Raw genomic sequence first — 24,036 nt, 5'->3', positions numbered from 1 at the left:
GGCTGTTTTACGGCGCCTTACATATTCACTGCGGGCTCAACTTGCAAATTTTGCTTTTCTCATAACCGGAGCAGGCTCAATCGGCAAGCGGATGATGTTCACTGACGAGCTTATGCAGTCTTTCCTCAAGCACATGCGTATAAATCTGCGTGGTCGAAATATCGGCATGGCCGAGCAATTGCTGAACCGTGCGCAAGTCAGCGCCGTTCTGCAAAAGATGGCTGGCAAAGGCGTGGCGCAGAACATGGGGTGAAATGGCGGCGGCGGAAAGATTGGCGCGGGCGGCCAACCCCTTCAATTCGCGGGCAAAAACCTGTCGCGCCAGATGCCCGCTTTCGGAGAAGGCTGGAAACAGCCACGGGTTCTCTTCGCAGGCGGGCAGGGAATCGCGCAAGGCCAAAAAGGTCTGCAACGCATCCCGCGCCTTGGTCGACAGCGGCACCATACGATCTTTCGAGCCCTTACCCCGCACCAACAAAAAACGGTGATCGGTGCGCGCAACGCGGACCGGCAGGCCCACCAGCTCCGAAACACGCAAGCCCGTGGCATAAAGCGTTTCAATCAGCGCATGAAGCCGCAGTGCCTTGATGCGCTCGCCTTGTTCTTGCGCTTCGCCTGCTTCCAGCGCCGCCCGGTCGAGAAGGCGGGTGACCTGATCGACGCTCATGATTTTTGGCAGCGGCTTTTGCTTCTTCGGCGCATCGATGACGCTGGTGGGGTCGTCCTGCCGAAAGCCTTCCGCATAGAGAAAGCGGAAGAACTGGCGCAGCGCGGACAGCCGCCGCGCCTGCGATGTCGCGGCAAAGCCTTCTGTCGCCATGCCGTCAAGCACCGAGCGAATGTGATCGGCCTCAGCTTCCGCTAGATTGATGCCGCGCTCAGCCAGTGCTTCGGCGGTCATGGTGAGGTCGCGCGCATAGGATTCGAGCGTATTGCCTGCCGCGCCCCGTTCAGCGCTCATCATTTCAAGGAAATTTTCAATCGCCAGCGATGCGCGCATCATTATTCCTGTGAAGGCGTGGTTGTTTCAATAGCTGGCGTCTCGCTTGCGGCGGTTCCAGCATTTGAAGGTGGTGGCGCAATCGGCACTGGGTTTAGTTTGGAGGCTGGAATCTCCACCCGCATTTCCTGGGTCTGCGGCTCGACGAAATTCGCAAGCGCATACATCGCAGCATAGACAATGGCTGCGATCAGGACGACGAAAGCGATGAGGCGCGTCAGCGTAGGCATCTGTCGTTTATGATGCGGCATTGCGGTGAAAGCAAGAATGTCGGTGGCGTCGCTGCAAAAAGCCGCCATTCCTCCTTTCAGATTCCATGAAAGCAATTGACGCCGCCCGGTTTTTCATGTGGAACCATCCCAAATGGATGAGGTTGATGAGCAGTATAGAAAAACAAGCCAATTCACATGAAAAGGCTGGGCTGCATGAGAAGGCGGGGCTCCACGGGCGAGCCGACGCCATCCGTGGTCTGCTCGGTACGAAGGTTCTGGTGCTGGTCGGCCTGATGGGCGCTGGCAAGTCCACCATTGGCCGCAAAATGGCTTCGATGCTCGGCCTGCCTTTCCGCGATGCCGATACGGAGATCGAAGCTGTCTCGCGCATGACGATCCCCGAACTGTTCGAAGCCTATGGCGAGGTTGAATTCCGCGACCTTGAACGCCGGGTGATCCTGCGTCTTCTCGATGACGGCCCGATGGTGCTTGCCACGGGCGGCGGCGCTTACATGAATGCCGAAACGCGCACGGCCATAGGCGCTGCGGGTGTTTCCATCTGGCTCAATGCCGATATCGATGTGTTGATGGACAGGGTTTCCCGCCGCCAGAACCGGCCGCTTCTTCGCAACAGCGATCCGCGTGCCGTCATGCAGAAACTGATGAATGAGCGCTATCCGGTTTATGCGCTTGCCGATCTGCACATGATGACGCGCGAAGAGAAGAAAGAAATCATCGCCGACGAGCTGATCGAGGTTCTCGCCCAGCATCTGGAAAAACGGCATCTGGAAAAATCGACTGGAGAATAGAATGAATGCGCCTTCGTCCGCACATGACAGTGTTACCGTGCCGGTTTCGCTGGGAGAGCGCTCTTACGATATCCTGATCGGCAAGGGCCTCGTTGACCGTGCGGGCGCGGAAGTTGCCAAGCGCCTGAAGGGCGCGCGCGTTGCCATCGTCACCGATGAAAATGTCGCCAGAGCGCATCTTGAACGGCTGCGGACAAGCTTTGGCAATGCCGGTATCGAAGCCACGCCCGTTATTGTGGCACCGGGCGAAAAATCCAAATCCTTTGCGACGCTTGAAACCGTCACCAATGCCATTTTGGCGGCCCGGCTGGAGCGCGGCGATGCGCTGGTGGCTTTCGGCGGCGGCGTGGTGGGCGATCTGTCCGGCTTCGTGGCCGGGATTGTGCGGCGCGGCATGAATTTCGTGCAGATGCCGACCTCGCTTCTCGCGCAGGTGGATTCGTCAGTTGGCGGCAAGACGGGCATCAACACTGCCTATGGCAAGAATCTCGTCGGTGTTTTCTACCAGCCGCAGCTGGTGCTGGCCGACACGGATGTTCTGGACACGCTGAGCCCGCGTGAATTCCGCGCCGGTTATGCGGAAGTTGCCAAATATGGCCTCATCGACCGCCCGGAGTTCTTCGCCTGGCTGGAGAAAAACTGGCAGGAAGTCTTTGCCGGTGGTGCGGCGCGAGCGCAAGCGATTGCCGAATCCTGCCGTTCCAAGGCCGCCGTTGTGGCGCGCGACGAGCGTGAAACCGGTGATCGTGCGCTGCTTAATCTCGGCCATACATTCGGACACGCGCTGGAGACGGCGACGGGTTATGATTCGAGCCGTCTGGTGCATGGCGAGGGTGTCGCCATCGGCATGGCGCTGGCGCATCGTTTTTCGGTCAAGATGAATCTGGCCGGTGTGGAAGCAGCGGAACGGGTCGAGGCGCATCTGAAGGCCGTTGGCTTGCCGACGTCGCTTGGCGAGGTGCCGGGCGGCCTTCCGCCTGCGGAAAAGCTGATGGACTATATCGCGCAGGACAAGAAAGTGGCGCGCGGCGCGCTCACCTTCATCCTCACCCACGGGATCGGCCAGTCTTTCATCGCCAAGGATGTGCCGCCCGCCGCCGTGCTTGAGTTTTTGAAGGAACGTCTCGCGGACGCATAATTTTCATAGCGCAACCGGTCGGCGCGGACGGAAAAGGAGATCGACGGAATGGTTTTCGAACTCTGGATCATGTGCGGGATCATCCTGCTTTGTGTCATTCTATCCGCCTTTTTCTCCGGTTCCGAAACGGCGCTGACGGCTGCGTCCCGCGCGCGGATGCATTCGCTGGAAAACCAGGGCGACGAGCGTGCCGAGGTCGTGCAGCAATTGATCAGCCGGCGCGACCGGCTGATCGGCGCGCTGCTGATTGGCAATAATCTCGCAAATATCCTCGCATCCTCGATTGCCACCAGCATTTTCCTGACCTTCTTCGGTGACGCCGGTGTGGCCTATGCCACTATCGCCATGACGATCATTCTGGTGATCTTCGCGGAAGTGCTGCCAAAATCCTGGGCCATTTCCGCGCCCGACCGCTTTTCGCTGGCGGTGGCGCGCAGCGTATCCTTTGTGGTGACGGTCATCGGCCCGGTTTCATCGGTGGTGAACTGGATCGTGCGCGTCATCCTGCGGCTGTTCGGCATCAATCTGGCGGCAGGGCGTTCGATGCTCTCAGCGTCCGAGGAGATACGCGGCGCCGTCGCTGTGCTGCATCGTGACGGTTCGGTGATCAAGGAAGATCGCGACCAGTTGGGCGGTCTTCTCGATCTCAAGGAGCTGGAAGTCAGTGACATCATGGTGCATCGCACCGCGATGGGAACGATCAATGCCGACGCGCCCGCCGAGCAGATCGTCGGCGATATTCTGGCAAGCCCGCACACGCGCATGCCGGTCTGGCGCAACGATATCGACAATATTGTCGGCATCATTCACACCAAGGATCTGGTACGGGCGCTTTACGACGTCGATAATGATTTTACCCGCATCGACATCATGAAAGTGGCGAGCAAGCCGTGGTTCGTGCCGGATACCACGACCTTGCAGGATCAGCTGAATGCGTTTTTGCGCCGCAAGGCGCATATCGCGATCGTCGTGGACGAATATGGCGATGTGCAGGGTCTGGTGACGCTGGAAGATATTCTGGAGGAAATTGTCGGCGATATTGCCGATGAGCACGATATCGACATGCAGGGCGTGCGGCTGCAACCGGACGGTTCGGTCATTGTCGACGGATCACTGCCGATTCGCGATCTGAACCGCGCGCTCGACTGGTCGCTGCCCGACGAGGAAGCGACGACGATTGCGGGGCTGGTCATTCATGAAACCCAGTCAATCCCGGAAGTGAAACAGGCTTTCACCTTTCATGGCAAGCGGTTCTCCGTGTTGAAAAAGGAGAAGAACCGCCTGACTCGTCTGCGTATCGTGACGCTGGATGCCGATGGAAAGCCGGTCGTGGCCGTTGGCGTTCTGCCGCAGCGTACCTAAATAGGGGATCACCGGCGCGTCGGTTCGCCGGGGGCAGAAGGTTCAAGCGCCAGCGCATGAACACCGTTGTTCAGCTCGTCCTTGAGGACTTCGTTGATGGCGCGATGGCGCTGAACGCGACTCAGGCCCGTGAAGGCATCGGAGACGATCCGGACGCGAAAATGCGTCTCGCCGGAGCCGTCAAAAGCGGCATGGTGATCGCTGTCGTGATGATGATGGCCAGCGTGAAGGTGGCTTTCATTAATGATTTCAAGTCGTTCTGGCGCAAAAGCTGCCGTCAGCTTCGCTTCCATCACGTCTTGTTTGCTATTGTGAATGGACATTTGGGCTCGTTCTCCCCATATACACGCTGTGCTTCATATAGACTCAAGCCCCGACGGCCCAAGGTGGGGCAAATCCGCACAGGAACCAGATCCGCTTCAAAATTTCGCCCAGTTGAAATGGCCAAAAGCCCAACCGGACGAAATGTCAATTCTTGTTTAGCAACCCCTTAATCCGCATAATTGATTCGATGACCACGAACTCCAAACTTTTCGACAGTATCCGCATCCGCCCGAAAAAGACGCAGCAGGCCAAGTCCAGCGGCCCTTGCTGCCAGTGGGACGGTTGTGACAAGCCCGGCACGCATCGCGCGCCGGTCGGACGCATGCGCGAAGGGGAATATTTCCACTTCTGCATAGACCACGTGCGGGAATATAATAAGAATTTCAACTATTTCTCCGGTCTTGCCGATGGAGATATCGCCAAATTCCAGAAGGATGCGGTCACTGGCCATCGTCCAACCTGGTCCACGACGGCGAATTCGACGGCCAAGGCGCGCACTTCCCCCGACATGGCCAAGATGCGTTCCGGCTCGGCTTCCTATCACAATCGCATTCGCGATCCATTCAATTTCGTGAAAGAAGCAAAAGGGCAGGAGCCGGGGGCAACAGCTAAGCGCAAGCCGCGCACGCTGGAAATCAAAGCGCTCGCTACACTCGGACTTGAACCGAATTCGACTAGCGATAAAATCAAGGCGCGCTATAAAGAGCTGGTAAAACAGCACCATCCCGATGCGAATGGTGGTGACCGCGGTTCTGAAGAGAGATTCCGCGATGTCATTCAGGCTTATCAATTGCTCAAGCAGGCAGGTTTTTGCTAGAGCATGAAGGATTGGCCAGTCTTGAACTGGCCGGTTTTTGATTGATCAAGTCGAGCTGTGGCTCAAGCCGCATTTATGCGATGCCAGATGTTTTCATCTGGCTGCAAAATGCTTTGACGGACATTCTCCTGCCGTGCTGGAAGGCGCGGATTCAAGCATGGATGCCCGCAACGAACGACGGAAGGGGCATACCACCGGCTTGCCGGTCATCATGCCCCGGATGATACTTGGATGTCGCGGCCGGACAGTCCTGCCGCCCTGGAGGCATGATGAACAAGGTTGAGCGGGATATAGCCAATTTGCCGGATACGACGGTTTCGGTGCGCGATGTGTTCGGTATAGATTCCGACATGAAAGTACCGGCCTATGCGGCGGGCGACTCCTATGTGCCGGAGCGTGATCCGGATTATCTTTTCGACCGTCAGACGACGCTCGCGATCCTGGCCGGTTTTGCCTATAACCGCCGCGTGATGGTCTCCGGCTATCACGGCACGGGTAAATCGACCCATATCGAGCAGGTTGCGGCGCGCCTGAACTGGCCTTGTGTCCGCGTCAATCTCGACAGCCATGTCAGCCGTATCGATCTCGTCGGCAAGGACGCCATCGTCGTCAAGGACGGCGTGCAGGTCACCGAATTCAAGGATGGCATCCTGCCCTGGGCCTACCAGCACAATGTCGCGCTGGTCTTTGACGAATATGATGCCGGTCGCCCGGACGTGATGTTCGTAATCCAGCGCGTGCTGGAAACCTCCGGTCGCCTGACCTTGCTCGACCAGAGCCGCGTTATTCATCCGCACCCTGCTTTCCGCCTGTTCGCGACCGCCAACACGGTCGGTCTTGGCGACACGACCGGCCTTTATCATGGCACGCAGCAGATCAATCAGGCGCAGATGGACCGCTGGTCCATCGTGACGACGCTGAACTATCTGCCGCATGACAATGAAGTGGCAATCGTTCTGGCCAAGGCCAAGCATTTCCAGAATGCGGAAGGCCGCGAGATCGTCAACAAGATGGTTCGCGTCGCCGACATGACCCGTCAGGCTTTCATCAATGGTGATCTTTCAACCGTGATGAGCCCGCGTACCGTCATTACCTGGGCAGAAAACGCGGCGATCTTCGGCAATGATATCGGCTTTGCCTTCCGCCTGACCTTCCTCAACAAGTGCGATGAACTGGAACGCGCGACGGTGGCTGAGTTCTATCAGCGCGCCTTCGGTGCGGAACTGCCGGAATCGGCGGCCAATATCGTTCTGGCCTGATGCTGTCTCCCGAAGCGGAAACCGTTTCGGGGCAGACAAGCGTGAGCAAAATTGACGATGCCTGTCGCCGCCATGGCGGCAGGGCCTTGATTTGATGGGAAGCAGGATAGGCATATGTCAGGCCAGATGTCAGGAATGGGCGACAATTCGCGCGAGCGCAAGCCGGGGCCAGTGGACTCCGAGCCGTTCAAGCGCGCGATCACCGCTTGCATGCGCGCTATTTCCGGCGAGAACGAGCTGGAAGTGGCGTTCAGCAATGATCGCCCCGCTCTGACGGCCAACCGCGCCCGACTGCCCGATCTTCCGAAGCGCCCGACCGCGCACGACATTGCCGTGACCCGTGGCCTTGGCGACTCGATGGCGCTGCGTCAGGCGCGCCACAATCCCCGCATTCATGCGCAGCTCGCGCCGGAAGGCAAACAGGCCCGCGCCATTTATGATGCTGTCGAGCAGGCCCGTGTCGAGGCCATCGGCGCGCGTGCCATGGCAGGCGTTGCCGATAATCTGGCGACCATGCTGGCCGACAAATATGCCAAGGCGAATTTCTCCGCGGTTACGGACAAGGAAGACGCCCCGCTTGAAGAAGCGGTGTCGCTCTTATTGCGCGAAAAGCTGACCGGACGGGCCGCACCTGCGGAAGCGGGCGAAGTACTGGAGCTGTGGCGGGACTGGATCGAGCAGAAGGCTGGCGGCGATCTGGCGCGTCTTGGTGAAAATCTCGACGATCAGCAGGCTTTTGCGCGCACGGTGCGCGATATGCTCGCTTCCATGGACATGGCTGAAGAGCTGTCGCAGGAAGAGCCGAGCGACGATCAGGAACAGAACGAAGAACAGACGCCGGATTCTGACGAGAACGAAGAAGGCGGCGATGAAAGCCAGGAAGGTTCCGATTCCGCTGAAAGCGAAGAGTCGGATAGTTCCAGCGAAGAAGGCGAGCAGGGCGAGATGGATGCCGCCGATGCATCCGCCGACGATATGGACGACAGCGAGGATATCGACGCGGAAACGCCGGGCGATACGCGCCGTCCCAATCAGCCTTTCGCCAATTTCGCCGAGCAGATCGACTACAAGGTTTTCACGCGCGAATTCGACGAAGAGGTCGAGGCGACCGATCTGTGCGATGAGGCCGAGCTGGACCGTCTGCGCGGGTTTCTCGACAAGCAGCTGGCCAATCTGCAGGGCGTGGTGGGCCGTCTCGCCAATCGCCTCCAGCGCCGCCTGATGGCGCAGCAGAGCCGCTCCTGGGATTTCGATCTGGAAGAGGGCTATCTCGACTCGGCGCGCCTCGTGCGTATCGTGGTCGATCCGACCCAGCCGCTTTCCTACAAGATGGAGCGGGATACGGATTTCCGCGACACGGTGGTGACGCTGGTGCTGGACAATTCCGGCTCCATGCGCGGTCGCCCGATCACGGTTGCGGCCACCTGCGCCGATATTCTGGCCCGCACGCTGGAACGTTGCGGCGTCAAGGTTGAGATTCTTGGTTTCACCACCAAGGCTTGGAAGGGCGGTCAGTCGCGCGAGGCCTGGCTGTCGCGTGGCAAGCCTGCCAATCCGGGTCGCCTCAACGATCTGCGCCACATCGTCTATAAGAGCGCTGACGCGCCATGGCGTCGCGCACGGCGCAATCTGGGCCTGATGATGCGCGAAGGGCTCCTCAAGGAAAATATCGACGGTGAAGCGCTGATATGGGCGCATCAGCGCCTGTTGGGTCGCCCCGAGCAGCGCAAGATCCTGATGATGATCTCGGATGGTGCGCCGGTGGATGATTCCACGCTGTCGGTCAATCCAGGCAATTATCTGGAACGGCATCTGCGCGCGGTGATCGAAGAGATCGAAACGCGTTCGCCGGTCGAGCTGATCGCCATCGGTATCGGCCACGACGTGACACGCTATTATCGTCGCGCTGTAACGATTGTCGATGCGGAAGAGCTGGCAGGCGCAATGACCGAGCAGCTTGCATCCCTGTTCGAAGAGCAGGGCGCGGCATCCGCCGGAAAAGGCAAACGCCGGGCTGGCGGAAGAAGATAAAAAAGGGGCTTTAAAGCCCCTTTTTTTCTCGCCTTATTCTGCGGTCGCGCGACCGGCTGCATACAGAGCCGGGGCGAATATGGCGAGGATTGCGCCATAGGGAATCAGCATCAGCGTTCCCATGATGACCTTCACGAAGAAATCACCGAAGGCGAGCGACGCCCAGAGCGGGACGCCCAGGCCGAGGAACGAGGCTGGTTCCGTCAGTGACGAATCAGGCATGCCGGTCAGCCTGTCGATCCATGCAAAGCCCGCCGCAAAAGCGATCGAGAAGAACAGGATCGTGTCCAGCACCGAGCCGAACATGGCGGCTGCGAAGGGTGCTTTCCACCAGGTCTTGCGGCGCAGGCGGTCGAAAACGGTAATGTCCATCAGCTGGGCCAGCAGAAAGGCGGTCCCTGATGCGATGGCGATGCGGGGCGTGGCCAGCCAGATCGACATGACGACGCCGAGCACAAAACCGGCATAGACCACTTTGCGCGCCGCGGCGGGGCCGAAGCGGCGATTCGTCAGATCATTGACCAGAAATGCGACCGGATAGGTAAAGGCGCCATAGGTTAGCACTTCGCCGAGGCCGAAATGCTGGAAAGGATACTGGACCAGAATATTCGACGCGGCAACCGCCACGCACATAGCCAGTACAGCCGGCAAAAGCCGGGATAATGCAGGATTCTCAATAGGCATTTTTTTATCCTGGGTGATGGAACCAGCAAAAAAGGCCGACAAACTGTCAGCCTTTTTTGTCAAATCTTCAAGACTGCGTCTTCTGTCCGAAGCATAATCCTTTTTAGAAAAGCCCACAAACCATGCGGGTTTTCAGGATTATTGCTTAGGCAGCAACAGCTTCAGCCTGCTTCTTAGCGATCTGGCGCTTCAGAAGACGAGCGCGCTGCGACAGTTCCTTGTCGTCAGACTTGACGAGGAAAGCGTCGAGGCCGCCGCGATGTTCAACCGAACGCAGGGCGTTGGCAGAAACGCGCAGACGATAGCTCTGGCCGAGTGCTTCAGAGATCAGCGTAACATTGCAGAGGTTCGGCAGAAAGCGGCGACGCGTCTTGTTGTTCGCGTGGCTGACATTGTTGCCGTACTGGACCGACTTGCCGGTCAATTCACAAGCGCGGGACATTTTGGTCTCACCTTCAATTTTGTTTCCGGCCCTTTTCGTTTTCTTCGAAAAGCGAAAAGGTCCCTCGTTCCGTTTCCTCGCAATCCTTGAGCAAACTGCTTCGCATTTTTGCTGGAATTGCTCAGGCCCCGACCAGAATGTCCGAATTCAAGCATTCAAAGCAATTTAATGCTGCTGGCGCGCGGTTTCGGACAGGCGGCCTATTGGGAAAGTCGCGTTTCTATAGTGACAGGAGCGCTTGCAGTCAAGTGAGATTCCGCCGCGATGCCGTCACAGCGCGGTTTTACGGCATTCGCATCGCCTTCACGAAACGCTGCGATCATAACTTCGCCGGTTTTGCTTGGCTTACACAGATACTGTATCGAAGAATCTCTCGCAACTTTTTGACAGCTCAATGTGGTTGAAAACCATAGGTCCTCTTTCCGGGCCGGGACGCAGAAAGGAACGCCGAATATGATCGAGCCGCCATTCTTATCGAAACCCGTAGCGAACCGGCTGAAAGAGCTTGTTCTCTTGTCATGTGCAGGTTTCGCGCTGACCACGGGAGTAGCACAGGCGAACGATCTCTACAGAACCGAATATGCGATTTCGATTTTCGGCCTTTCCATTGCACGCGCCGCAACCGAAACGACGGTCAGTGGCTCCAGATATGATCTGAACGGCAATTTCAAAACGTCCGGCCTTGCGCGCGTTTTCGATGATACCAAAGGTACGGTGACCGTGACTGGCAATGCGGTCAACGGGCGGGTTGTTCCGAGCGGTTTCGATCTCAATTACAAGCACGGGCGGAAGAACAAGCGCACGACGATACGTTTTGCCAATGGCAATGTGGTGGCTTCGGAAAACCAGCCGCCGGTGAAGAAGCGCGATCCATGGGTGGAGACTACGCCGCAGGATCTGCTCAATGTCAGTGATCCGCTGAGCGCCCTGATGATCCCCGCCACCGATCCGCGTTCAGTCTGCAATCGCACACTGAGCGTGTTTGACGGGCAGACGCGCGCCGACATCAAGCTTTCCTTCAACGGCACCGAATCGTTCACCGCCGATGGCTTTACCGGCGAGTCGGTGATCTGCTCGGCCAAGTTCATTCCGATTTCCGGCTATCAGAAAGGCAAGAAGTCGATCGACTATCTGAGCAATAAAAGCCGGATCAGCGTGTCCTTCGCTTCGCTGGGCGATTCGGGCATTTATGCGCCGGTCGTCGCGCGGATAGGCACCCAGATCGGCACGCTGAAAATTACCGCCACGCGCTTCGAGAAGGTGAATTAAAACAACACCGCGCAATCAGTGCGCGGGGTGCAGGCATTCGTCGTGATTGCCCAGAATTTCGATCACCCGGCATTGGTCGATACGGCCATGGGCGGTGCATTCCAGCATGCGTTGCAGTTCCGTCTTCAGAGAGAGAAGCTTGGTGATGCGGTGTTCGATCTCAACAAGCCGGGCGCGGGCGATGGCATCGGCCATGGCGCATGACTGATCGGGATTATCCTGCAATTCGAGCAATGTGCGGATGGAATCCACCTCGAAACCCAGATCGCGCGCGTGGCGGATGAACAAAAGCCGCTGAACATCGCTCTTGTCATACAGGCGGCGATTTCCCTCCGTGCGCGGCGGCACCGGCAGCAAACCAATCTGCTCATAATAGCGGATGGTCGGCACTTTGACGCCGCTGGCTTTGGAGGCCTCACCAATGGGAAGATTGTTTGTCATTTTTCTCTTGCTCCTCTAGTCACTAGAGGATGTAGACCCTGTTCAGGACAATTCAAGAGTGCTCTGAAAGGGCAGGTCATGAATAAGGCAATAAACCAGATTCGCTTTCGTGTGGACGGCATGGATTGCGCGTCCTGCGCGACCAAGATTGATACCGCTGTCCGCCGCGTGTCGGGCGTGGAGGATGTCTCCGTTTCGGTCACCGCAGGCACGATGACCGTGCTACATGACGGCAGCAGCAAACCCGAAAATATAGAAAAGAAAGTGCGCAGCCTCGGCTATCGCACAGAACGGCTGGCCGCCGAAAAGCGCGCCGATGCGCCCAAGCCTAACGCGCATGCGCACGACCATGATCACGGAAGTTGCGCTGGTCACGACCATGATCATGACCACGGCGATGACCATTCGGGGCACACTCACGATCACGACCATGATCATTCTGGGCATGACCACGATCATGAGGATGAACCGGCAGCCATACCGGCATCGGCCAACAGCTTCCGTTTCCAGGTGTCGGGCATGGATTGTGCATCCTGCGCCGCGAAGATCAACACGGCGGTGCGCCGCGTTGCAGGCGTCAGCGATGTGTCGGTTTCCGTGACCAACGGAACTATGACTGTCAATCATGATGGCTCTGCAAACAGTGACGAGATTGCCGGAAAGGTGACGGGGCTTGGTTATAAAACCGCCCTCGCCACACCGCCATCCGCAGCGACGCCCGAGGCCAGCGCACCGTCTAAGCCCCTGTCATGGTGGCGGACGGACAAAGGCCGCACGATGCTCATCAGCGGTGGCGGACTGGTGGTGGCCTATGTGATCGGTCATCTTTATCCGCCGATCTCGCTCTGGGCCTTTACAGCGGCGATGCTGATCGGTCTCGTGCCGATTGCGAGACGCGCTTATATGGCTGCGATCAATGGCACGCCGTTCTCCATCGAAATGCTGATGACGATTGCCGCGATTGGCGCGGTGTTCATCGGCGCGACAGAGGAAGCGGCGGCAGTCGTGTTCCTGTTCCTCGTCGGCGAATTGCTGGAAGGTGTTGCGGCGGGCAAGGCCCGCGCCAGCATCCAGTCACTGACCGCCCTTGTGCCGAAGACGGCCTTTCTGGAGCGCAATGGCGCGACCACGGAAGTTGCTGCCGACAGTCTTGCCGTGGGCGATGTCATTTCCGTGCGCCCGGGCGACCGTATGCCAGCAGATGGTGAAATCCTGTCCGGTGAAAGCGCTATCGATGAAGCGCCAGTCACCGGCGAAAGCACGCCGGTCGGCAAGACCGCAGGCGACACTGTCTTTGCCGGAACGATCAATGGCGATGGTCTGCTGCGTGTGAAGGTGACGGCTGCCGCACAGGACAACACCATCGCGCGCGTCGTGCGGCTGGTGGAGGAAGCGCAGGAGGCCAAGGCTCCGACCGAGCGTTTCATCAATCGCTTCTCGACCTGGTACACGCCCGGCGTGGTGGTCGTTGCCGCACTCGTGGCCATTCTCCCGCCGCTGGTCGCGGGGGGCGCATGGGACGAGTGGATCTATAAGGGCCTTGCGATCCTGCTGATCGGCTGCCCTTGCGCGCTGGTCATTTCCACACCGGCTGCAATCGCTGCGGCCCTGTCGTCGGGCGCCCGGCGCGGCCTTCTCATGAAGGGCGGCGCCGTGCTTGAAACCATCGGCAAGATCACGACCGCCTGTTTCGACAAGACCGGCACGCTGACCGAAGGCAAACCGAAGGTTACGGACGTGCTTGCCGGTGCTCTGCCGGAGGATGAGGTGCTGCGCCTTGCTGCATCGCTCGATGCAGGTTCAAGCCATCCGCTGGCGCTGGCCATCGTGTCGGCGGCGGAAGAGCGCGGGCTGAAGCTTTCTGCGGTCGCGAAAGGCAAAGCTCATGGTGGCAAGGGCGTGTCCGGTACTGCGGACGGCACCGAACTGTTCCTCGGGTCTCGCAAGGCGGCAAACGATGTGTCGGCTATCCCCGAGGCACTGGCTACCCGGATCGCTGCCTGCAACGATGCAGGCAAGACGGTTTCGGTGCTGGTCGCCGGTGGCAGGATTGCCGGTGCAATCGCCATGCGTGACGAACCGCGCGCAGACGCTGTTGCCGGGCTCAAGGCACTGAAAGATGCCGGTATCCGCACGGTGATGCTGACGGGCGATAACCGCCGCACGGCAGAAGCTATTGGGCGCGACCTCGGTATTGAAGTGCGCGCCGAACTGCTGCCCGAGGACAAGCAGCGCATTGTCGGCGAATTGCGGGGTGAGGGGCAGATCGTCGCCAAGGTTGGCGACGGTATCAACGATGCGCCAGCCCTTGCTGCCGCGGATGTCGGCATCGCCATGGGTGGCGGCACGGACGTGGCGCTTGAAACCGCTGATGCAGCGGTGCTGCATGGCCGGGTCGGTGATGTTGTGGCGATGGTCGATCTGTCGAAGCGAACCATGCGCAATATTCATCAGAATATCGCCATTTCGCTTGGGCTGAAGGCTGTCTTCCTCGTGACGACCGTGCTGGGCATTACCGGGCTGTGGCCCGCCATTCTGGCCGATACCGGCGCGACCGTGCTGGTGACGATGAATGCGCTGCGGCTGTTGAGGCAAAAAGCCTGACGGCCTCTCCGGCCCCCTCATCCTGAGGAGGTGCGCAGCACCGTCTCGAAGGGCGAGGGGGAATAGCTCGGTGCCTGATCCTTCGAGACGCCGTCTTCGACGGCTCCTCAGGATGAGGGGCGGAGGTGCTGGGTGAGAATGATGAGACGCTGGGGGAGGGACGAGACTATTCCCCGATCAGTTCGCGGATGCGGTCGCCATATTGCTTGCCGAAGGCGACGTGTTCGGGATTGATCCCCTTCACCTCGTCGACGAGCTGGTCTTCTTCTTCCGCATCGACGGCGGCAAGGGCGCTCATCATGGCGAAATAGGCGAGCAGATAATCGCGCGGCGCGATGTTCTGCGCCTTCATCAGTTCCACGACCTGCGGGCGCGATTCGATGCTTTTCACCATGGAATCCATCGAAGGCCGGGCGTCCTGACCTTCTTCCGCGGTTGGGGAAAGCTGCATTCTCTCAAGCTCGGCATGGACCTTTTCCATGCGCGTCAGAAGATCTTCGCTCAGCTTGAAATTGTTGATTTCGGCTGGCGTTTCCGGCGGCGTGGCGATCGACAGGATGTCTTCCGCATAAGCCATTCCGGCAGAAGCAGGCAGGACAACAAGCGACAGGCCAATAAGAGCGGCGCGGTTCAGGCTTTTGAAGCGGGAAAGGGTCATCGTCGTCTTATCCTAAAAGCATAATCCCGAAAAGTTGCAGACTTTTCGGACAAGATTATGCGTGAAACAATTATATAGAGCAGTCGCCATAGGCGACGGCTCTAAAACAGGTCTTTACGCTTGCGGATCTCTGCAAACACGGCTTCGTCGGGCGCATCCTGCATGTCAAGGCGGGCACGAATGCGGCTGTCATGCCAGCGCAGGAACGGATTGGTGGCCATTTCGAGGCTGATGCTCGACGGCAAGGTCATCTTGTCGGCAGTGCGCAGCCGACCGATCTCCAGCGCCCGTTCTTTCAGCGCGGAATTATCCGGGTCGATGCTCAGCGCAAAGCGCGCATTGCTTTCGGTATATTCGTGGCCGCAATAGATGGCGGTATCGCCGGGCAAAGCAACGAGCTTTTGCAGTGAGCGGAACATTGTCGCTGGCGTTCCCTCGAAAAGCCGCCCGCAGCCAAGCGCAAACAGTGTATCTCCGGTGAAGACCACTTTGGCGTCGGGGATGTAATAGGAAATCTCGCCAGCCGTATGGCCGGGCGTGGATATGACCCTGACCTTGAAAAGCCCGAAGGTGAATTCTTCGCCGTCGTGGACCGTGCGGTCGATGCCGGGGATTTTGCTCTCTTCATCCTTGGGGCCGATGATGCTGAGGCCAAACTTCTTTTTCAGTGCGGCATTGCCTTCGACATGGTCGAGGTGATGATGCGTCGTGAAAATGAAATCAAGCGTCCAGCCGCGCCGTTCAAGCGCTGCTTCGATGGCATAGGCGTCGGGCGCATCGATGGCCGCCGTCAGCGCGCTGACAGGATCGTGGATCAACACGCCATAATTGTCGCTGCGGCAGATGAACTGTTCGATCTCAAGCTTGTGTGCGATTTCGACCATGCCGCGATTCCCTCAATTCCCGCTGTTCATATGACTATGATGCGGGCTTATTGTCCTCTGTCAATGAATGCTTCTGGATAAGCGGCATTTGTAAAAGTGTGAAGATGATGGTGATGGGCATGATGCCCCAGACCTTGAACGAAACCCACGCATCGGTGGAAAAATTGCGCCACACGACTTCATTGGCTACCGCCAGAAAGATGAAGAACAGGCCCCAGCGGAAGGTGAGCTTTTTCCAGCCCTCGGCATCGAGCCGGAAGGCCGAATCGAACACATAGCCCAGAAGCGACTTGCCGAAGAACAACCCGCCCAGAAGGATCGCGCCGAACAGCGTGTTCACGATAGTTGGCTTCATCTTGATGAAGGTGTCGTTGTGCAGCCAGAGCGTCAGCGCGCCAAACACCAGAACCACAATGCCGGAAATGAGCGGCATGATAGGCAGGGTGCGCGTCATGGCCCATGAAATGGTGAGCGCGATCACTGTCGCGACCATGAACAGGGCGGTGGCCAGAAAGATCGGCTCGCCGATGGAAGCGAGCACGGGAAAACGTTCGATCAGCGTTTCGCCGCGCGCATTGGCGAAGAAGAATACCAGAAGCGGCCCCAGCTCCAGCACCAGCTTGAGCAGTGGTGGCACTTCCTTGCGCTCGGCTTCGCTCTTCTGCGACGGATCGCGTTCGAAGACGGGGTGCTCCATCAGGCAACTCCTGCAATGGCGCGGGCAAATTCATTGGCCGCAAATGGTTCGAGGTCATCGACGCCTTCGCCGACACCGATGAAATAGACCGGCAGCTTGTGCTTGGCCGAAATGGCGACAAGAATGCCGCCCCGCGCCGTGCCGTCAAGCTTGGTCATGACCAGCCCGTTCACACCGGCGATATTTTTGAAGATTTCCACCTGATTGAGCGCGTTCTGGCCTGTCGTGGCGTCGAGCGTCTGCAACACCGTATGCGGCGCTTCCGGGTCGTGCTTGCCGAGCACGCGCACGATCTTGGCCAGTTCGTCCATCAGTTCGGCCTTGTTCTGCAAGCGCCCGGCTGTATCGATGATCAGCACGTCGCTGCCCGCGTCCCGGGCTTTTTCCCAGGCGTCATAGGCGAGGCCCGCCGCATCAGCGCCCAACTTGGACGAGACGACCGGTGCGCCGGTGCGCTCGCCCCAGATATGCAGCTGTTCGATGGCTGCGGCGCGGAACGTATCACCGGCCGCCAGCATGACTTTCAGGCCACCTGCCGTCAGCTTTGCCGCGAGCTTGCCGATGGTCGTGGTCTTGCCGGTGCCGTTGACGCCGACCACCAGAATGACATGCGGCTTATGCGAAAGGTCGAGTTCCAGCGGCCTGGCGACGGGACCCAGCACTTTCTCGATTTCCGTGCTCATGATCGAGCGCACTTCATCGCTCGAAACATCCTTGCCGTAGCGCCCGGAGGCCAGCGCATCGGTGACGCGCATCGCGGTCTCAAGGCCGAGATCGGCCTGGATCAGCACGTCTTCCAAATCCTGAAGCGTGTCCTCATCCAGCTTGCGCTTGGTGAAAATGCCGCCGATGGATTCGCTGAGCGATGAGGACGAACGCGACAGGCCGCGCCGCAAGCGCTCGAACCACGACAGTTTCGGCTCGGCGATAGGGGCGGCAGGCGCTTCTTCCGCCTGTTCCTCGACGGCCTTGGAAACCTTGACCTTCTTCGGCTTGGCGGGCGTGGGCGCTGGTTCAGGCGCAGGTGCAATTTCCGCCACCGGCTCCGCTTCGACGGGAGCAGGTGTTTCGACAGGCTTCGGCTCTTCGGGCTTTTCCGGTTCAGGAGCCGGTTCTGGCTCGGCTTCGGGTTCCGGTTCAATAAATGGCGGTTCGATCACCGTCGGTTCCATGACCGGCGGCTGCTCGATTGGGATTTCGATTTCCGCGACCGGATGTTCCTGTTCGCGCTGTTCTTCGACCGCAGCAGGCTCTAGCGGCTTTTCGGGCTGCGCTTCGACAGGTTCGGCAACCGGCGCTTCCGGCTCGGCAAGGACCGCCGGTTCTTCGGCTATCGGTGCTTCCGGCGCTTCAGGTTCTGGCGCGGGTGTGACTTCGGTTACGGTCTCGGGCGCAGGTTGATCGACCGGCCTTTCCTCGACCTCCTTCTTGCCGAAGGAGAACATTCTCTTGATGAAACCGATAGCCATGGATTCCGATGCCTTAGTTTATGCAGCTGATGGTCAGGCGGCGCGGGTGAGAAGTTTCTCACCGTCGTGGCCCGTCACCACACGTTCGATGATTTCACCCGGTGCGCCATTATCAATGGATGCGAGCGTAAAGCCTTCCGTGCGGGCGATGCCTTCCTTCTCGATCAGCAGACGCTGGGTCGTGCCGGTGAGCGAGGCAAGATGTTTCTCATAAGCCCTGTCGCCCTCGGCACGCAGCCGGGCGGCGCGCTCCTTTACGATTTCGCGCCGCACCTGCGGCATGCGCGCGGCAGGCGTGCCTTCGCGTGCGCTATAGGGGAAGACGTGCAGATGGGTCAGCCCGCATTCCTCGACGATCTTCATCGAGTTCTGGAACATGTCCTCGGTTTCGGTCGGAAAGCCGGTGATGATGTCGGCACCGAACACGATATCTGGCCGTAACGAACGCACCGCTTCACAGAAGCGGATGGAATCGTCGCGCAGATGGCGGCGTTTCATCCGCTTCAGGATCATGTCGTCACCCGCCTGCAAGGACAGATGCAGATGTGGCATTAGCCGCTTTTCATTGGCAATGGCGTCCATCAGATCGTCATCTGCCTCGATGGAATCGATCGATGAGAGGCGAAGGCGCTGAAGGTCCGGCACCTGATTGAGAACAGTCTTGACCAGTTTGCCAAGACGCAGGCTTCCCGGCAAGTCGGGCCCGTAGGAGGTCATGTCCACGCCGGTCAGCACCACTTCGGCATAACCATTGCCGACAAGGCGCTTCACCTGTTCCACGACCGCACCCATCGGCACCGAGCGGGAATTGCCGCGGCCATAGGGGATGATGCAGAAGGTGCAGCGATGGTCGCAGCCATTCTGGACCTGCACGAAAGCGCGCGCCCGGCCTTCGATGGCATCGACCATGTGGCTTGCGGTTTCGCGCACTTCCATAATGTCGTTGACGCGCACCTTCTCGAACTGGTTCACGCCGAAATCGGGCAGCATCCGATAAGAGTTGGATTTCAGCTTTTCCTCATTGCCAAGCACGAGGTCCACTTCATCCATGGAGGCGAAATTGTCGGCTTCGGTCTGCGCCGCGCAGCCGGTCACGATAATGCGGGCTTCCGGATTTTCGCGCCGCGCCTTGCGGATGGCCTGACGGGCTTGACGCACAGCTTCCGATGTCACGGCGCAGGTGTTGAAGATGATTGCGCCATCCTTCAACTGTCCAAGACCGGCAGCGTCGGCTTCGCGCTTCATCACCTCGGATTCATAGGTGTTGAGACGGCATCCGAATGTTACGACTTCCACACTCATCAGTCAGCACCCTTATCCCCAGTCTTGTCGGTTGCCGGGCCGCCTTCAAGATCGCGGCTCCAGTCGCCGCTTGCCGGGTCGAATGTGCCGGAAAATTCCCATTCCGCCGGACCGGTCATCATGACGTGATCATCATCGCGCCATTCGATCTTGAGCGGGCCGCCCGGAACATTGACCGTGACGTTGCGGCCAGTGCGGCGCGTGCGTGCGCCGGAAACGGCGGCGGCGCAGGCGGCGGAACCGCAGGCGCGGGTCAGCCCCGCGCCACGTTCCCAGGTGCGCAGATCCATTGTTTCCGGCGACGTGACGCGGGCAATCGAGATATTGGCGCGTTCCGGGAAAATCGGATGGTTTTCCAGAAGCGGGCCGAACTTTTCCAATTCATAGGACCATACATCTCGGTCCACCCAGAAGATCGCATGCGGATTGCCCATGGAGGCAACCGAAGGCGAATGCAGCACGGGCGCATCGATGGGCCCGACCTGAAGCTCGATCATGCGCGTGTCGTGGAATGCTTCGGCAAGCGGGATTTGCTGCCATTCGAAATGCGGCTTGCCCATATCGACGGTGATCAGCCCGTCATCATGTTCCGTTGCGGTCAGAATTCCGGCGCGGGTTTCAAAGGTGAAGGCGCGCTTGCCGGTCTCGGCGGCCAGCGCCTGCACCACGCAGCGCGTGCCGTTGCCGCAAGCTTGCGCTTCCGTGCCGTCGCAATTGATAATGGAGATATAATTGTCGGTGCCCGGCGTGCGTGGATCATGAATGGCCATGATCTGGTCGAAGGCCGTTTCACGCGCACTGGCAAGATGAATGGCGGCGTCGGGCGTGATGCGGTCTGCGCGACCGCGCATATCGGCAACGATGATCTGATTGCCGAGCCCGTTCATCTTGGCGAAGGCTGCCCTGGTGGCCATGGTTTTTGTAGTTCCGTTCTGCCTGCGGTTGCATTGAAGCAGCCGACACGGTTCATTGAATGAGTTATCTGGCGTCTATATGGCGGAAAACCCGGCAAATTGCCAGTGCCAGCAATGAAGCTAACCTTGCTGGGGGCTTATAGGGCTGATTGTGCCGTTCCGTTTCGATCTGCGCAGATACTAAACTGTGGCCTTCCTGTCCCAGTCACCAAATATATGAGCAATTTCAAACCCGGAATGGTCTCTCCTGCTCAAATTGCCGGGCGGCAGTGTTGATTTTTTAACCATATAGCCATTTTATCGCGGCAATATTGTCGTGATGTTTGGTTTCGCAGACGCGTGGTTCGCGCCTCTTTCCCCGAGACCTCGACCGAAATGGAGAACCTGATGGGAATTTCGAAAGCAAGTTTGCTGAGCCTGGCGGCGGCTGGCATCGTACTGGCCGGCTGCCAGAGCTCCCGGATGAACAATGATCTCGGCCCGGTTTCGCCGCCCCCTCCGCCAGCGCCCTTGCAGGCCGCGCCGCAGGGAGCCGTTCAGAAGGGCAATCTCAATTCACCGGATGCTTCGCAATTCCCGACCGCGCCCACGTCCAATCCCGGCATGCAGCCGGGCAACACGCAGGTTGCAAGCCTGCCGCCCGCATCCGCGCCTGATCTGACGCCGGGCACGGTCGCAGGCGTCTGGAACGCTTCGCTTGGCGGCCAGAGCTGTAAGGTTGCTACGCCTCAGACCAAATATGGTCAGGGTTTCCGCGCAGGCCCGCTGCGCTGCCCGGGCGAACTGGCAAACCTCGCTTCCTGGGCCGTCAACGGCAAGCAGCTTGTGCTTTACGATGGATCGGGCGGCACGGTCGCTTCGCTCTATTCGTCGGGTCCGGGCCGTTTCGACGGCCAGACCACCGGCGGTCAGGCTCTGTCGCTTTCTCGCTGATATAAAGCCGAAACAATCGATCACGGCGGGGCGTCTCCGGACTGCTCCGCCGATGTTTAATTAGAGGTTCACGGAACCTGTCATGTCCTTTGATGGTAATCTGAAAGCGTTTCCCTCCGTCCGCGAGCATTATGATGCGATGGTAGCATCCGGCGATGTGGAGGCCGATCCCGCCCAGTTGCAACTCACCGACCGCTACGACCGGCTGATCGAGGAAATCTGCACCAAGCGGCTTTCCCGCAAATCCAGCGCGCTGGGCTGGCTGTTCGGCAAGCGCAAGCAGGCGCAGGAGATCGTCAAGGGGCTTTATGTCCATGGCGAGGTCGGGCGCGGCAAGACCATGCTGATGGATATGTTCTTCCAGCTTCTGCCCGTCGAACGCAAACGCCGTGCGCATTTCAACGATTTCATGGCCGATGTGCATGACCGTATCAATGCGCATCGTCAGGCTTTGAAGCGCGGAGAAACCAAGCAGGACGATCCGATCCCGCCGGTCGCCGATGCGCTGAGCGCACAGGCCTGGGTGCTGTGCTTCGACGAATTCACCGTCACAGACATTGCCGATGCGATGATCCTGTCGCGCCTCTTCAGCGCGCTTTTCGCGCGCGGGGTCGTGCTGATCGCTACGTCGAATGTCGCGCCGGACAATCTCTATCGCGACGGCCTCAACCGTCAGCTGTTCCTGCCTTTCGTCGATATTCTCAAGAAGCATGTCGATGTGATCAATCTCGATTCGCGCACCGACTACCGGCTGGAAAAGCTCGATTTGCAGCCGGTTTATCTCGCTCCGCTCGGCGGCGAGACGGCAAAGCGGATGGATGCCGCCTGGGCCGCGCAGAAGGACGGCATGGAAGAAAGGCCGGACGCGATCCGCATTAAGGGGCGTGACGTCGAGGTGCCGCGTGCCGTTCCGGGTGCTGCGCGTTTCAGTTTCGAGGAACTGTGCAGCCGTCCGCTCGGCGCTACGGACTATCTGGCCATTGTCGGTCGCTATTCGACCTTGTTCATCGACAATGTGCCGATGCTCGACCTGTCGCGACGCAATGAAGCCAAGCGTTTCATACTGCTGGTGGACGTTCTTTACGATCACCACGCCCGCGTGTTCATCACGGCGGAAGCGCAGCCGGAGAAGCTCTACGTCGCAAAAAGCGGCACCGAAGCGTTCGAATTCGACCGCACCGCGTCGCGTCTTTTTGAAATGCAGAGCGCCGAATATCTGTCGCAGATACCGGAGAATGCCGGGTGAGACCTGTGCGTTTCGCGCATCGGTTTGGTGGAAAGTACGGCTCGCCGATTCTGCGGGCTCTCTCTGGCGAGCAATCTCCTGATCCTATCATCTGATTGCCACAGACTGGACTTATATCCTCAATCGGCTATCGTGCCCGCGCAAATTCAGCGCATTTGCCCCGGAACGCGCAGGCGATTTTGGAGGTGAGGGCGTGCAGGTTCAGATAGTTGGAGCAACCTTGGTGCACCCGGAAGGATGTATCTGCTCCAGCATTGTTGCACCGTGCATATGGATGCGGGCTGCGGCAATGACCGATCGGATTGGCGGCTTGCCTATCGCACCATCGGCATGGTGGTGGCGGGCGAGAAGGAGGGCAATTGCCATTATTTCGCCCAATTATCTTACGTTTACGTAAGAACATATAATTCTAACCGATTGAAAACATTGGTCGCAAAATAATGAGTTGTGTTTTTTTGCAAAGAGTCATATCGAACCCTCGCAGCGCTTAAGCGTTTCCGGGAGGACACCGGATGGCTTCATGCGTTTCTGGATCAAACTTGAGGAAAGAAACAATCATGGCACGCAACAAGATTGCCCTCATCGGCTCCGGTATGATTGGCGGCACGCTCGCTCATCTCGCCGGTCTGAAGGAACTGGGCGACGTCGTCCTTTTCGACATTGCGGAAGGTACTCCGCAGGGCAAGGGACTGGATATCGCCGAATCTTCTCCGGTTGACGGTTTTGATGCGAAGTTTACCGGCGCCAACGATTACGCAGCCATCGAAGGCGCGGACGTTGTCATCGTTACCGCCGGTGTGCCGCGCAAGCCTGGCATGAGCCGCGACGATCTTCTGGGCATCAACCTGAAGGTGATGGAACAGGTCGGCGCAGGCATCAAGAAATATGCGCCTGAAGCCTTCGTCATCTGCATCACCAACCCGCTCGACGCGATGGTCTGGGCTCTGCAGAAGTTCTCGGGCCTTCCGGCTCACAAGGTCGTCGGCATGGCTGGCGTTCTCGACAGCGCCCGCTTCCGTTATTTCCTCTCGGAAGAATTCAACGTTTCGGTTGAAGATGTCACCGCATTCGTACTCGGCGGCCACGGCGACAGCATGGTTCCGCTGGCGCGCTACTCGACCGTTGCAGGCATCCCGTTGCCGGATCTGGTCAAGATGGGCTGGACCAGCCAGGAAAAGCTCGACAAGATCATCCAGCGCACCCGTGATGGCGGTGCGGAAATCGTCGGCCTGCTCAAGACCGGTTCGGCTTTCTACGCTCCGGCTTCTTCGGCCATTCAGATGGCTGAATCCTATCTCAAGGACAAGAAGCGCGTTCTGCCTGTCGCTGCCCAGCTGAGCGGTCAGTATGGCGTGAAGGACATGTATGTCGGCGTGCCGACCGTGATCGGCGCCAATGGCGTTGAACGCATCATCGAAATCGATCTCGACGGTCAGGAAAAGGCCGAGTTCGAAAAGTCGGTGGCTTCGGTTGCCGGTCTTTGCGAGGCTTGCATCGCTATCGCTCCGTCGCTCAAGTAATATCCAGACAAGGCCGGATGC

General features: G+C 58.8%; 24 protein-coding genes. 11 read left to right on the top strand and 13 right to left on the bottom strand.

Annotated elements, in window-relative coordinates; genetic code table 11:
* Window positions 1–76 precede the first annotated feature (76 nt).
* Both xerD and HWD97_RS00290 read right to left on the bottom strand, forming a co-directional pair.
* The gene (gene xerD, locus HWD97_RS00295) at window positions 77–1,000 is read right to left on the bottom strand and encodes a site-specific tyrosine recombinase XerD (RefSeq protein WP_109369990.1); all 924 of its coding nucleotides are present in this window, start codon (window positions 998–1,000) and stop codon (window positions 77–79) included.
* Between the two features lie 2 nt (window positions 1,001–1,002).
* Entirely contained in the window at window positions 1,003–1,230 is a 228-nt protein-coding gene (locus HWD97_RS00290; RefSeq protein ID WP_109370334.1) for a hypothetical protein, read from the bottom strand.
* 146 nt (window positions 1,231–1,376) lie between these two features.
* Between HWD97_RS00290 and HWD97_RS00285 the strand changes: the two genes are divergently transcribed.
* Genes HWD97_RS00285 through HWD97_RS00275 form a run of 3 tightly spaced genes read left to right on the top strand, consistent with a single transcriptional unit; the run spans window position 1,377 to window position 4,521 of the window.
* Complete coding sequence (locus HWD97_RS00285) at window positions 1,377–2,021, top strand: shikimate kinase (protein WP_109370333.1); 645 nt, start codon at window positions 1,377–1,379, stop codon at window positions 2,019–2,021.
* A gap of 1 nt (window position 2,022) precedes the next feature.
* The gene (aroB, locus tag HWD97_RS00280) at window positions 2,023–3,159 is read left to right on the top strand and encodes a 3-dehydroquinate synthase (RefSeq protein WP_109369989.1); all 1,137 of its coding nucleotides are present in this window, start codon (window positions 2,023–2,025) and stop codon (window positions 3,157–3,159) included.
* Between the two features lie 48 nt (window positions 3,160–3,207).
* On the top strand, window positions 3,208–4,521 hold the full coding sequence (locus HWD97_RS00275; protein WP_109369988.1) for an HlyC/CorC family transporter: 1,314 nt from the start codon (window positions 3,208–3,210) through the stop codon (window positions 4,519–4,521).
* A gap of 8 nt (window positions 4,522–4,529) precedes the next feature.
* Here the strand turns inward: HWD97_RS00275 and HWD97_RS00270 are convergent, their stop codons facing one another.
* A complete protein-coding gene (locus HWD97_RS00270) occupies window positions 4,530–4,844 on the bottom strand; it encodes a BolA family transcriptional regulator (protein ID WP_109369987.1) in 315 nt (104 codons plus the stop codon).
* A gap of 188 nt (window positions 4,845–5,032) precedes the next feature.
* On the opposite strand from HWD97_RS00270, the gene HWD97_RS00265 reads away from it, so the two are divergent.
* From HWD97_RS00265 to cobT, 3 genes are all read left to right on the top strand, one after another.
* Window positions 5,033–5,662 carry a J domain-containing protein gene (locus HWD97_RS00265; protein WP_109369986.1) on the top strand — a complete coding sequence of 210 codons (630 nt, stop codon included), beginning with the start codon at window positions 5,033–5,035 and terminating at the stop codon, window positions 5,660–5,662.
* A gap of 269 nt (window positions 5,663–5,931) precedes the next feature.
* Window positions 5,932–6,921 carry a cobaltochelatase subunit CobS gene (cobS, locus tag HWD97_RS00260; RefSeq protein WP_109369985.1) on the top strand — a complete coding sequence of 330 codons (990 nt, stop codon included), beginning with the start codon at window positions 5,932–5,934 and terminating at the stop codon, window positions 6,919–6,921.
* Window positions 6,922–7,035: 114 nt separating this feature from the next.
* On the top strand, window positions 7,036–8,952 hold the full coding sequence (gene cobT / locus HWD97_RS00255) for a cobaltochelatase subunit CobT (RefSeq protein WP_109369984.1): 1,917 nt from the start codon (window positions 7,036–7,038) through the stop codon (window positions 8,950–8,952).
* Window positions 8,953–8,985: 33 nt separating this feature from the next.
* Here the strand turns inward: cobT and HWD97_RS00250 are convergent, their stop codons facing one another.
* Both HWD97_RS00250 and rpmB read right to left on the bottom strand, forming a co-directional pair.
* Window positions 8,986–9,636 (bottom strand): queuosine precursor transporter, encoded by a 651-nt coding sequence (locus HWD97_RS00250; RefSeq protein WP_109370332.1) that lies wholly within the window; start codon window positions 9,634–9,636, stop codon window positions 8,986–8,988.
* A 145-nt stretch (window positions 9,637–9,781) separates the two neighbouring features.
* Complete coding sequence (gene rpmB, locus HWD97_RS00245) at window positions 9,782–10,078, bottom strand: 50S ribosomal protein L28 (protein ID WP_078337585.1); 297 nt, start codon at window positions 10,076–10,078, stop codon at window positions 9,782–9,784.
* Between the two features lie 453 nt (window positions 10,079–10,531).
* On the opposite strand from rpmB, the gene HWD97_RS00240 reads away from it, so the two are divergent.
* Window positions 10,532–11,347, top strand: coding sequence for a DUF3108 domain-containing protein (locus HWD97_RS00240; RefSeq protein WP_109369983.1), 816 nt, complete (start codon window positions 10,532–10,534; stop codon window positions 11,345–11,347).
* Window positions 11,348–11,362: 15 nt separating this feature from the next.
* Here HWD97_RS00240 and HWD97_RS00235 read toward each other — a convergent pair whose 3' ends face one another.
* Window positions 11,363–11,788 carry a helix-turn-helix domain-containing protein gene (locus tag HWD97_RS00235; RefSeq protein ID WP_109369982.1) on the bottom strand — a complete coding sequence of 142 codons (426 nt, stop codon included), beginning with the start codon at window positions 11,786–11,788 and terminating at the stop codon, window positions 11,363–11,365.
* 78 nt (window positions 11,789–11,866) lie between these two features.
* Here HWD97_RS00235 and HWD97_RS00230 point away from each other — a divergent pair, with 78 nt between their 5' ends.
* Window positions 11,867–14,392 carry a heavy metal translocating P-type ATPase gene (locus tag HWD97_RS00230; RefSeq protein ID WP_371834569.1) on the top strand — a complete coding sequence of 842 codons (2,526 nt, stop codon included), beginning with the start codon at window positions 11,867–11,869 and terminating at the stop codon, window positions 14,390–14,392.
* 166 nt (window positions 14,393–14,558) lie between these two features.
* Here HWD97_RS00230 and HWD97_RS00225 read toward each other — a convergent pair whose 3' ends face one another.
* From HWD97_RS00225 to dapF, 6 genes are all read right to left on the bottom strand, one after another.
* Entirely contained in the window at window positions 14,559–15,050 is a 492-nt protein-coding gene (locus HWD97_RS00225) for a hypothetical protein (RefSeq protein ID WP_109369980.1), read from the bottom strand.
* A 101-nt stretch (window positions 15,051–15,151) separates the two neighbouring features.
* Entirely contained in the window at window positions 15,152–15,934 is a 783-nt protein-coding gene (gene gloB, locus HWD97_RS00220) for a hydroxyacylglutathione hydrolase (RefSeq protein ID WP_109369979.1), read from the bottom strand.
* 34 nt (window positions 15,935–15,968) lie between these two features.
* Window positions 15,969–16,631 carry a septation protein A gene (locus HWD97_RS00215; protein WP_109369978.1) on the bottom strand — a complete coding sequence of 221 codons (663 nt, stop codon included), beginning with the start codon at window positions 16,629–16,631 and terminating at the stop codon, window positions 15,969–15,971.
* Window positions 16,631–18,100 carry a signal recognition particle-docking protein FtsY gene (ftsY, locus tag HWD97_RS00210; RefSeq protein WP_371834568.1) on the bottom strand — a complete coding sequence of 490 codons (1,470 nt, stop codon included), beginning with the start codon at window positions 18,098–18,100 and terminating at the stop codon, window positions 16,631–16,633. Before ftsY ends, HWD97_RS00215 begins: the two co-directional genes overlap by 1 nt.
* 33 nt (window positions 18,101–18,133) lie before the next feature.
* Window positions 18,134–19,402, bottom strand: a complete 1,269-nt coding sequence (mtaB, locus tag HWD97_RS00205) for a tRNA (N(6)-L-threonylcarbamoyladenosine(37)-C(2))-methylthiotransferase MtaB (RefSeq protein ID WP_339440412.1) — start codon at window positions 19,400–19,402, stop codon at window positions 18,134–18,136.
* Window positions 19,402–20,316: a diaminopimelate epimerase gene (gene dapF, locus HWD97_RS00200; RefSeq protein WP_371834567.1), complete on the bottom strand. Its 915-nt coding sequence runs from the start codon at window positions 20,314–20,316 to the stop codon at window positions 19,402–19,404. Before dapF ends, mtaB begins: the two co-directional genes overlap by 1 nt.
* A gap of 387 nt (window positions 20,317–20,703) precedes the next feature.
* Between dapF and HWD97_RS00195 the strand changes: the two genes are divergently transcribed.
* Window positions 20,704–21,249, top strand: a complete 546-nt coding sequence (locus HWD97_RS00195) for a protease inhibitor Inh/omp19 family protein (RefSeq protein WP_109369974.1) — start codon at window positions 20,704–20,706, stop codon at window positions 21,247–21,249.
* Between the two features lie 82 nt (window positions 21,250–21,331).
* Window positions 21,332–22,495: a cell division protein ZapE gene (zapE, locus tag HWD97_RS00190; RefSeq protein WP_109369973.1), complete on the top strand. Its 1,164-nt coding sequence runs from the start codon at window positions 21,332–21,334 to the stop codon at window positions 22,493–22,495.
* Window positions 22,496–22,696: 201 nt separating this feature from the next.
* Here the strand turns inward: zapE and HWD97_RS00185 are convergent, their stop codons facing one another.
* Window positions 22,697–22,861: a hypothetical protein gene (locus HWD97_RS00185; RefSeq protein WP_167836047.1), complete on the bottom strand. Its 165-nt coding sequence runs from the start codon at window positions 22,859–22,861 to the stop codon at window positions 22,697–22,699.
* Window positions 22,862–23,052: 191 nt separating this feature from the next.
* Between HWD97_RS00185 and mdh the strand changes: the two genes are divergently transcribed.
* On the top strand, window positions 23,053–24,015 hold the full coding sequence (mdh, locus tag HWD97_RS00180; RefSeq protein ID WP_109369971.1) for a malate dehydrogenase: 963 nt from the start codon (window positions 23,053–23,055) through the stop codon (window positions 24,013–24,015).
* Window positions 24,016–24,036 lie beyond the last annotated feature (21 nt).

It is taken from the genome of Ochrobactrum sp. C6C9 (assembly GCF_022627935.1).
In the GTDB taxonomy this organism is placed as follows: Bacteria; Pseudomonadota; Alphaproteobacteria; order Rhizobiales; family Rhizobiaceae; genus Brucella; species Brucella teleogrylli.
This window is presented reverse-complemented; position numbering and strand designations above follow the sequence as displayed.

Coding starts and splice junctions, on each gene's coding strand:
- xerD (WP_109369990.1), bottom strand. CDS start 1,000: ATGCGCGCATCGCTGGCGATTGAAAATTTCCTTGAAATGATGAGCGCT.
- HWD97_RS00290 (WP_109370334.1), bottom strand. CDS start 1,230: ATGCCTACGCTGACGCGCCTCATCGCTTTCGTCGTCCTGATCGCAGCC.
- HWD97_RS00285 (WP_109370333.1), top strand. CDS start 1,377: ATGAGCAGTATAGAAAAACAAGCCAATTCACATGAAAAGGCTGGGCTG.
- aroB (WP_109369989.1), top strand. CDS start 2,023: ATGAATGCGCCTTCGTCCGCACATGACAGTGTTACCGTGCCGGTTTCG.
- HWD97_RS00275 (WP_109369988.1), top strand. CDS start 3,208: ATGGTTTTCGAACTCTGGATCATGTGCGGGATCATCCTGCTTTGTGTC.
- HWD97_RS00270 (WP_109369987.1), bottom strand. CDS start 4,844: ATGTCCATTCACAATAGCAAACAAGACGTGATGGAAGCGAAGCTGACG.
- HWD97_RS00265 (WP_109369986.1), top strand. CDS start 5,033: ATGACCACGAACTCCAAACTTTTCGACAGTATCCGCATCCGCCCGAAA.
- cobS (WP_109369985.1), top strand. CDS start 5,932: ATGAACAAGGTTGAGCGGGATATAGCCAATTTGCCGGATACGACGGTT.
- cobT (WP_109369984.1), top strand. CDS start 7,036: ATGTCAGGCCAGATGTCAGGAATGGGCGACAATTCGCGCGAGCGCAAG.
- HWD97_RS00250 (WP_109370332.1), bottom strand. CDS start 9,636: ATGCCTATTGAGAATCCTGCATTATCCCGGCTTTTGCCGGCTGTACTG.
- rpmB (WP_078337585.1), bottom strand. CDS start 10,078: ATGTCCCGCGCTTGTGAATTGACCGGCAAGTCGGTCCAGTACGGCAAC.
- HWD97_RS00240 (WP_109369983.1), top strand. CDS start 10,532: ATGATCGAGCCGCCATTCTTATCGAAACCCGTAGCGAACCGGCTGAAA.
- HWD97_RS00235 (WP_109369982.1), bottom strand. CDS start 11,788: ATGACAAACAATCTTCCCATTGGTGAGGCCTCCAAAGCCAGCGGCGTC.
- HWD97_RS00230 (WP_371834569.1), top strand. CDS start 11,867: ATGAATAAGGCAATAAACCAGATTCGCTTTCGTGTGGACGGCATGGAT.
- HWD97_RS00225 (WP_109369980.1), bottom strand. CDS start 15,050: ATGACCCTTTCCCGCTTCAAAAGCCTGAACCGCGCCGCTCTTATTGGC.
- gloB (WP_109369979.1), bottom strand. CDS start 15,934: ATGGTCGAAATCGCACACAAGCTTGAGATCGAACAGTTCATCTGCCGC.
- HWD97_RS00215 (WP_109369978.1), bottom strand. CDS start 16,631: ATGGAGCACCCCGTCTTCGAACGCGATCCGTCGCAGAAGAGCGAAGCC.
- ftsY (WP_371834568.1), bottom strand. CDS start 18,100: ATGGCTATCGGTTTCATCAAGAGAATGTTCTCCTTCGGCAAGAAGGAG.
- mtaB (WP_339440412.1), bottom strand. CDS start 19,402: ATGAGTGTGGAAGTCGTAACATTCGGATGCCGTCTCAACACCTATGAA.
- dapF (WP_371834567.1), bottom strand. CDS start 20,316: ATGGCCACCAGGGCAGCCTTCGCCAAGATGAACGGGCTCGGCAATCAG.
- HWD97_RS00195 (WP_109369974.1), top strand. CDS start 20,704: ATGGGAATTTCGAAAGCAAGTTTGCTGAGCCTGGCGGCGGCTGGCATC.
- zapE (WP_109369973.1), top strand. CDS start 21,332: ATGTCCTTTGATGGTAATCTGAAAGCGTTTCCCTCCGTCCGCGAGCAT.
- HWD97_RS00185 (WP_167836047.1), bottom strand. CDS start 22,861: ATGGCAATTGCCCTCCTTCTCGCCCGCCACCACCATGCCGATGGTGCG.
- mdh (WP_109369971.1), top strand. CDS start 23,053: ATGGCACGCAACAAGATTGCCCTCATCGGCTCCGGTATGATTGGCGGC.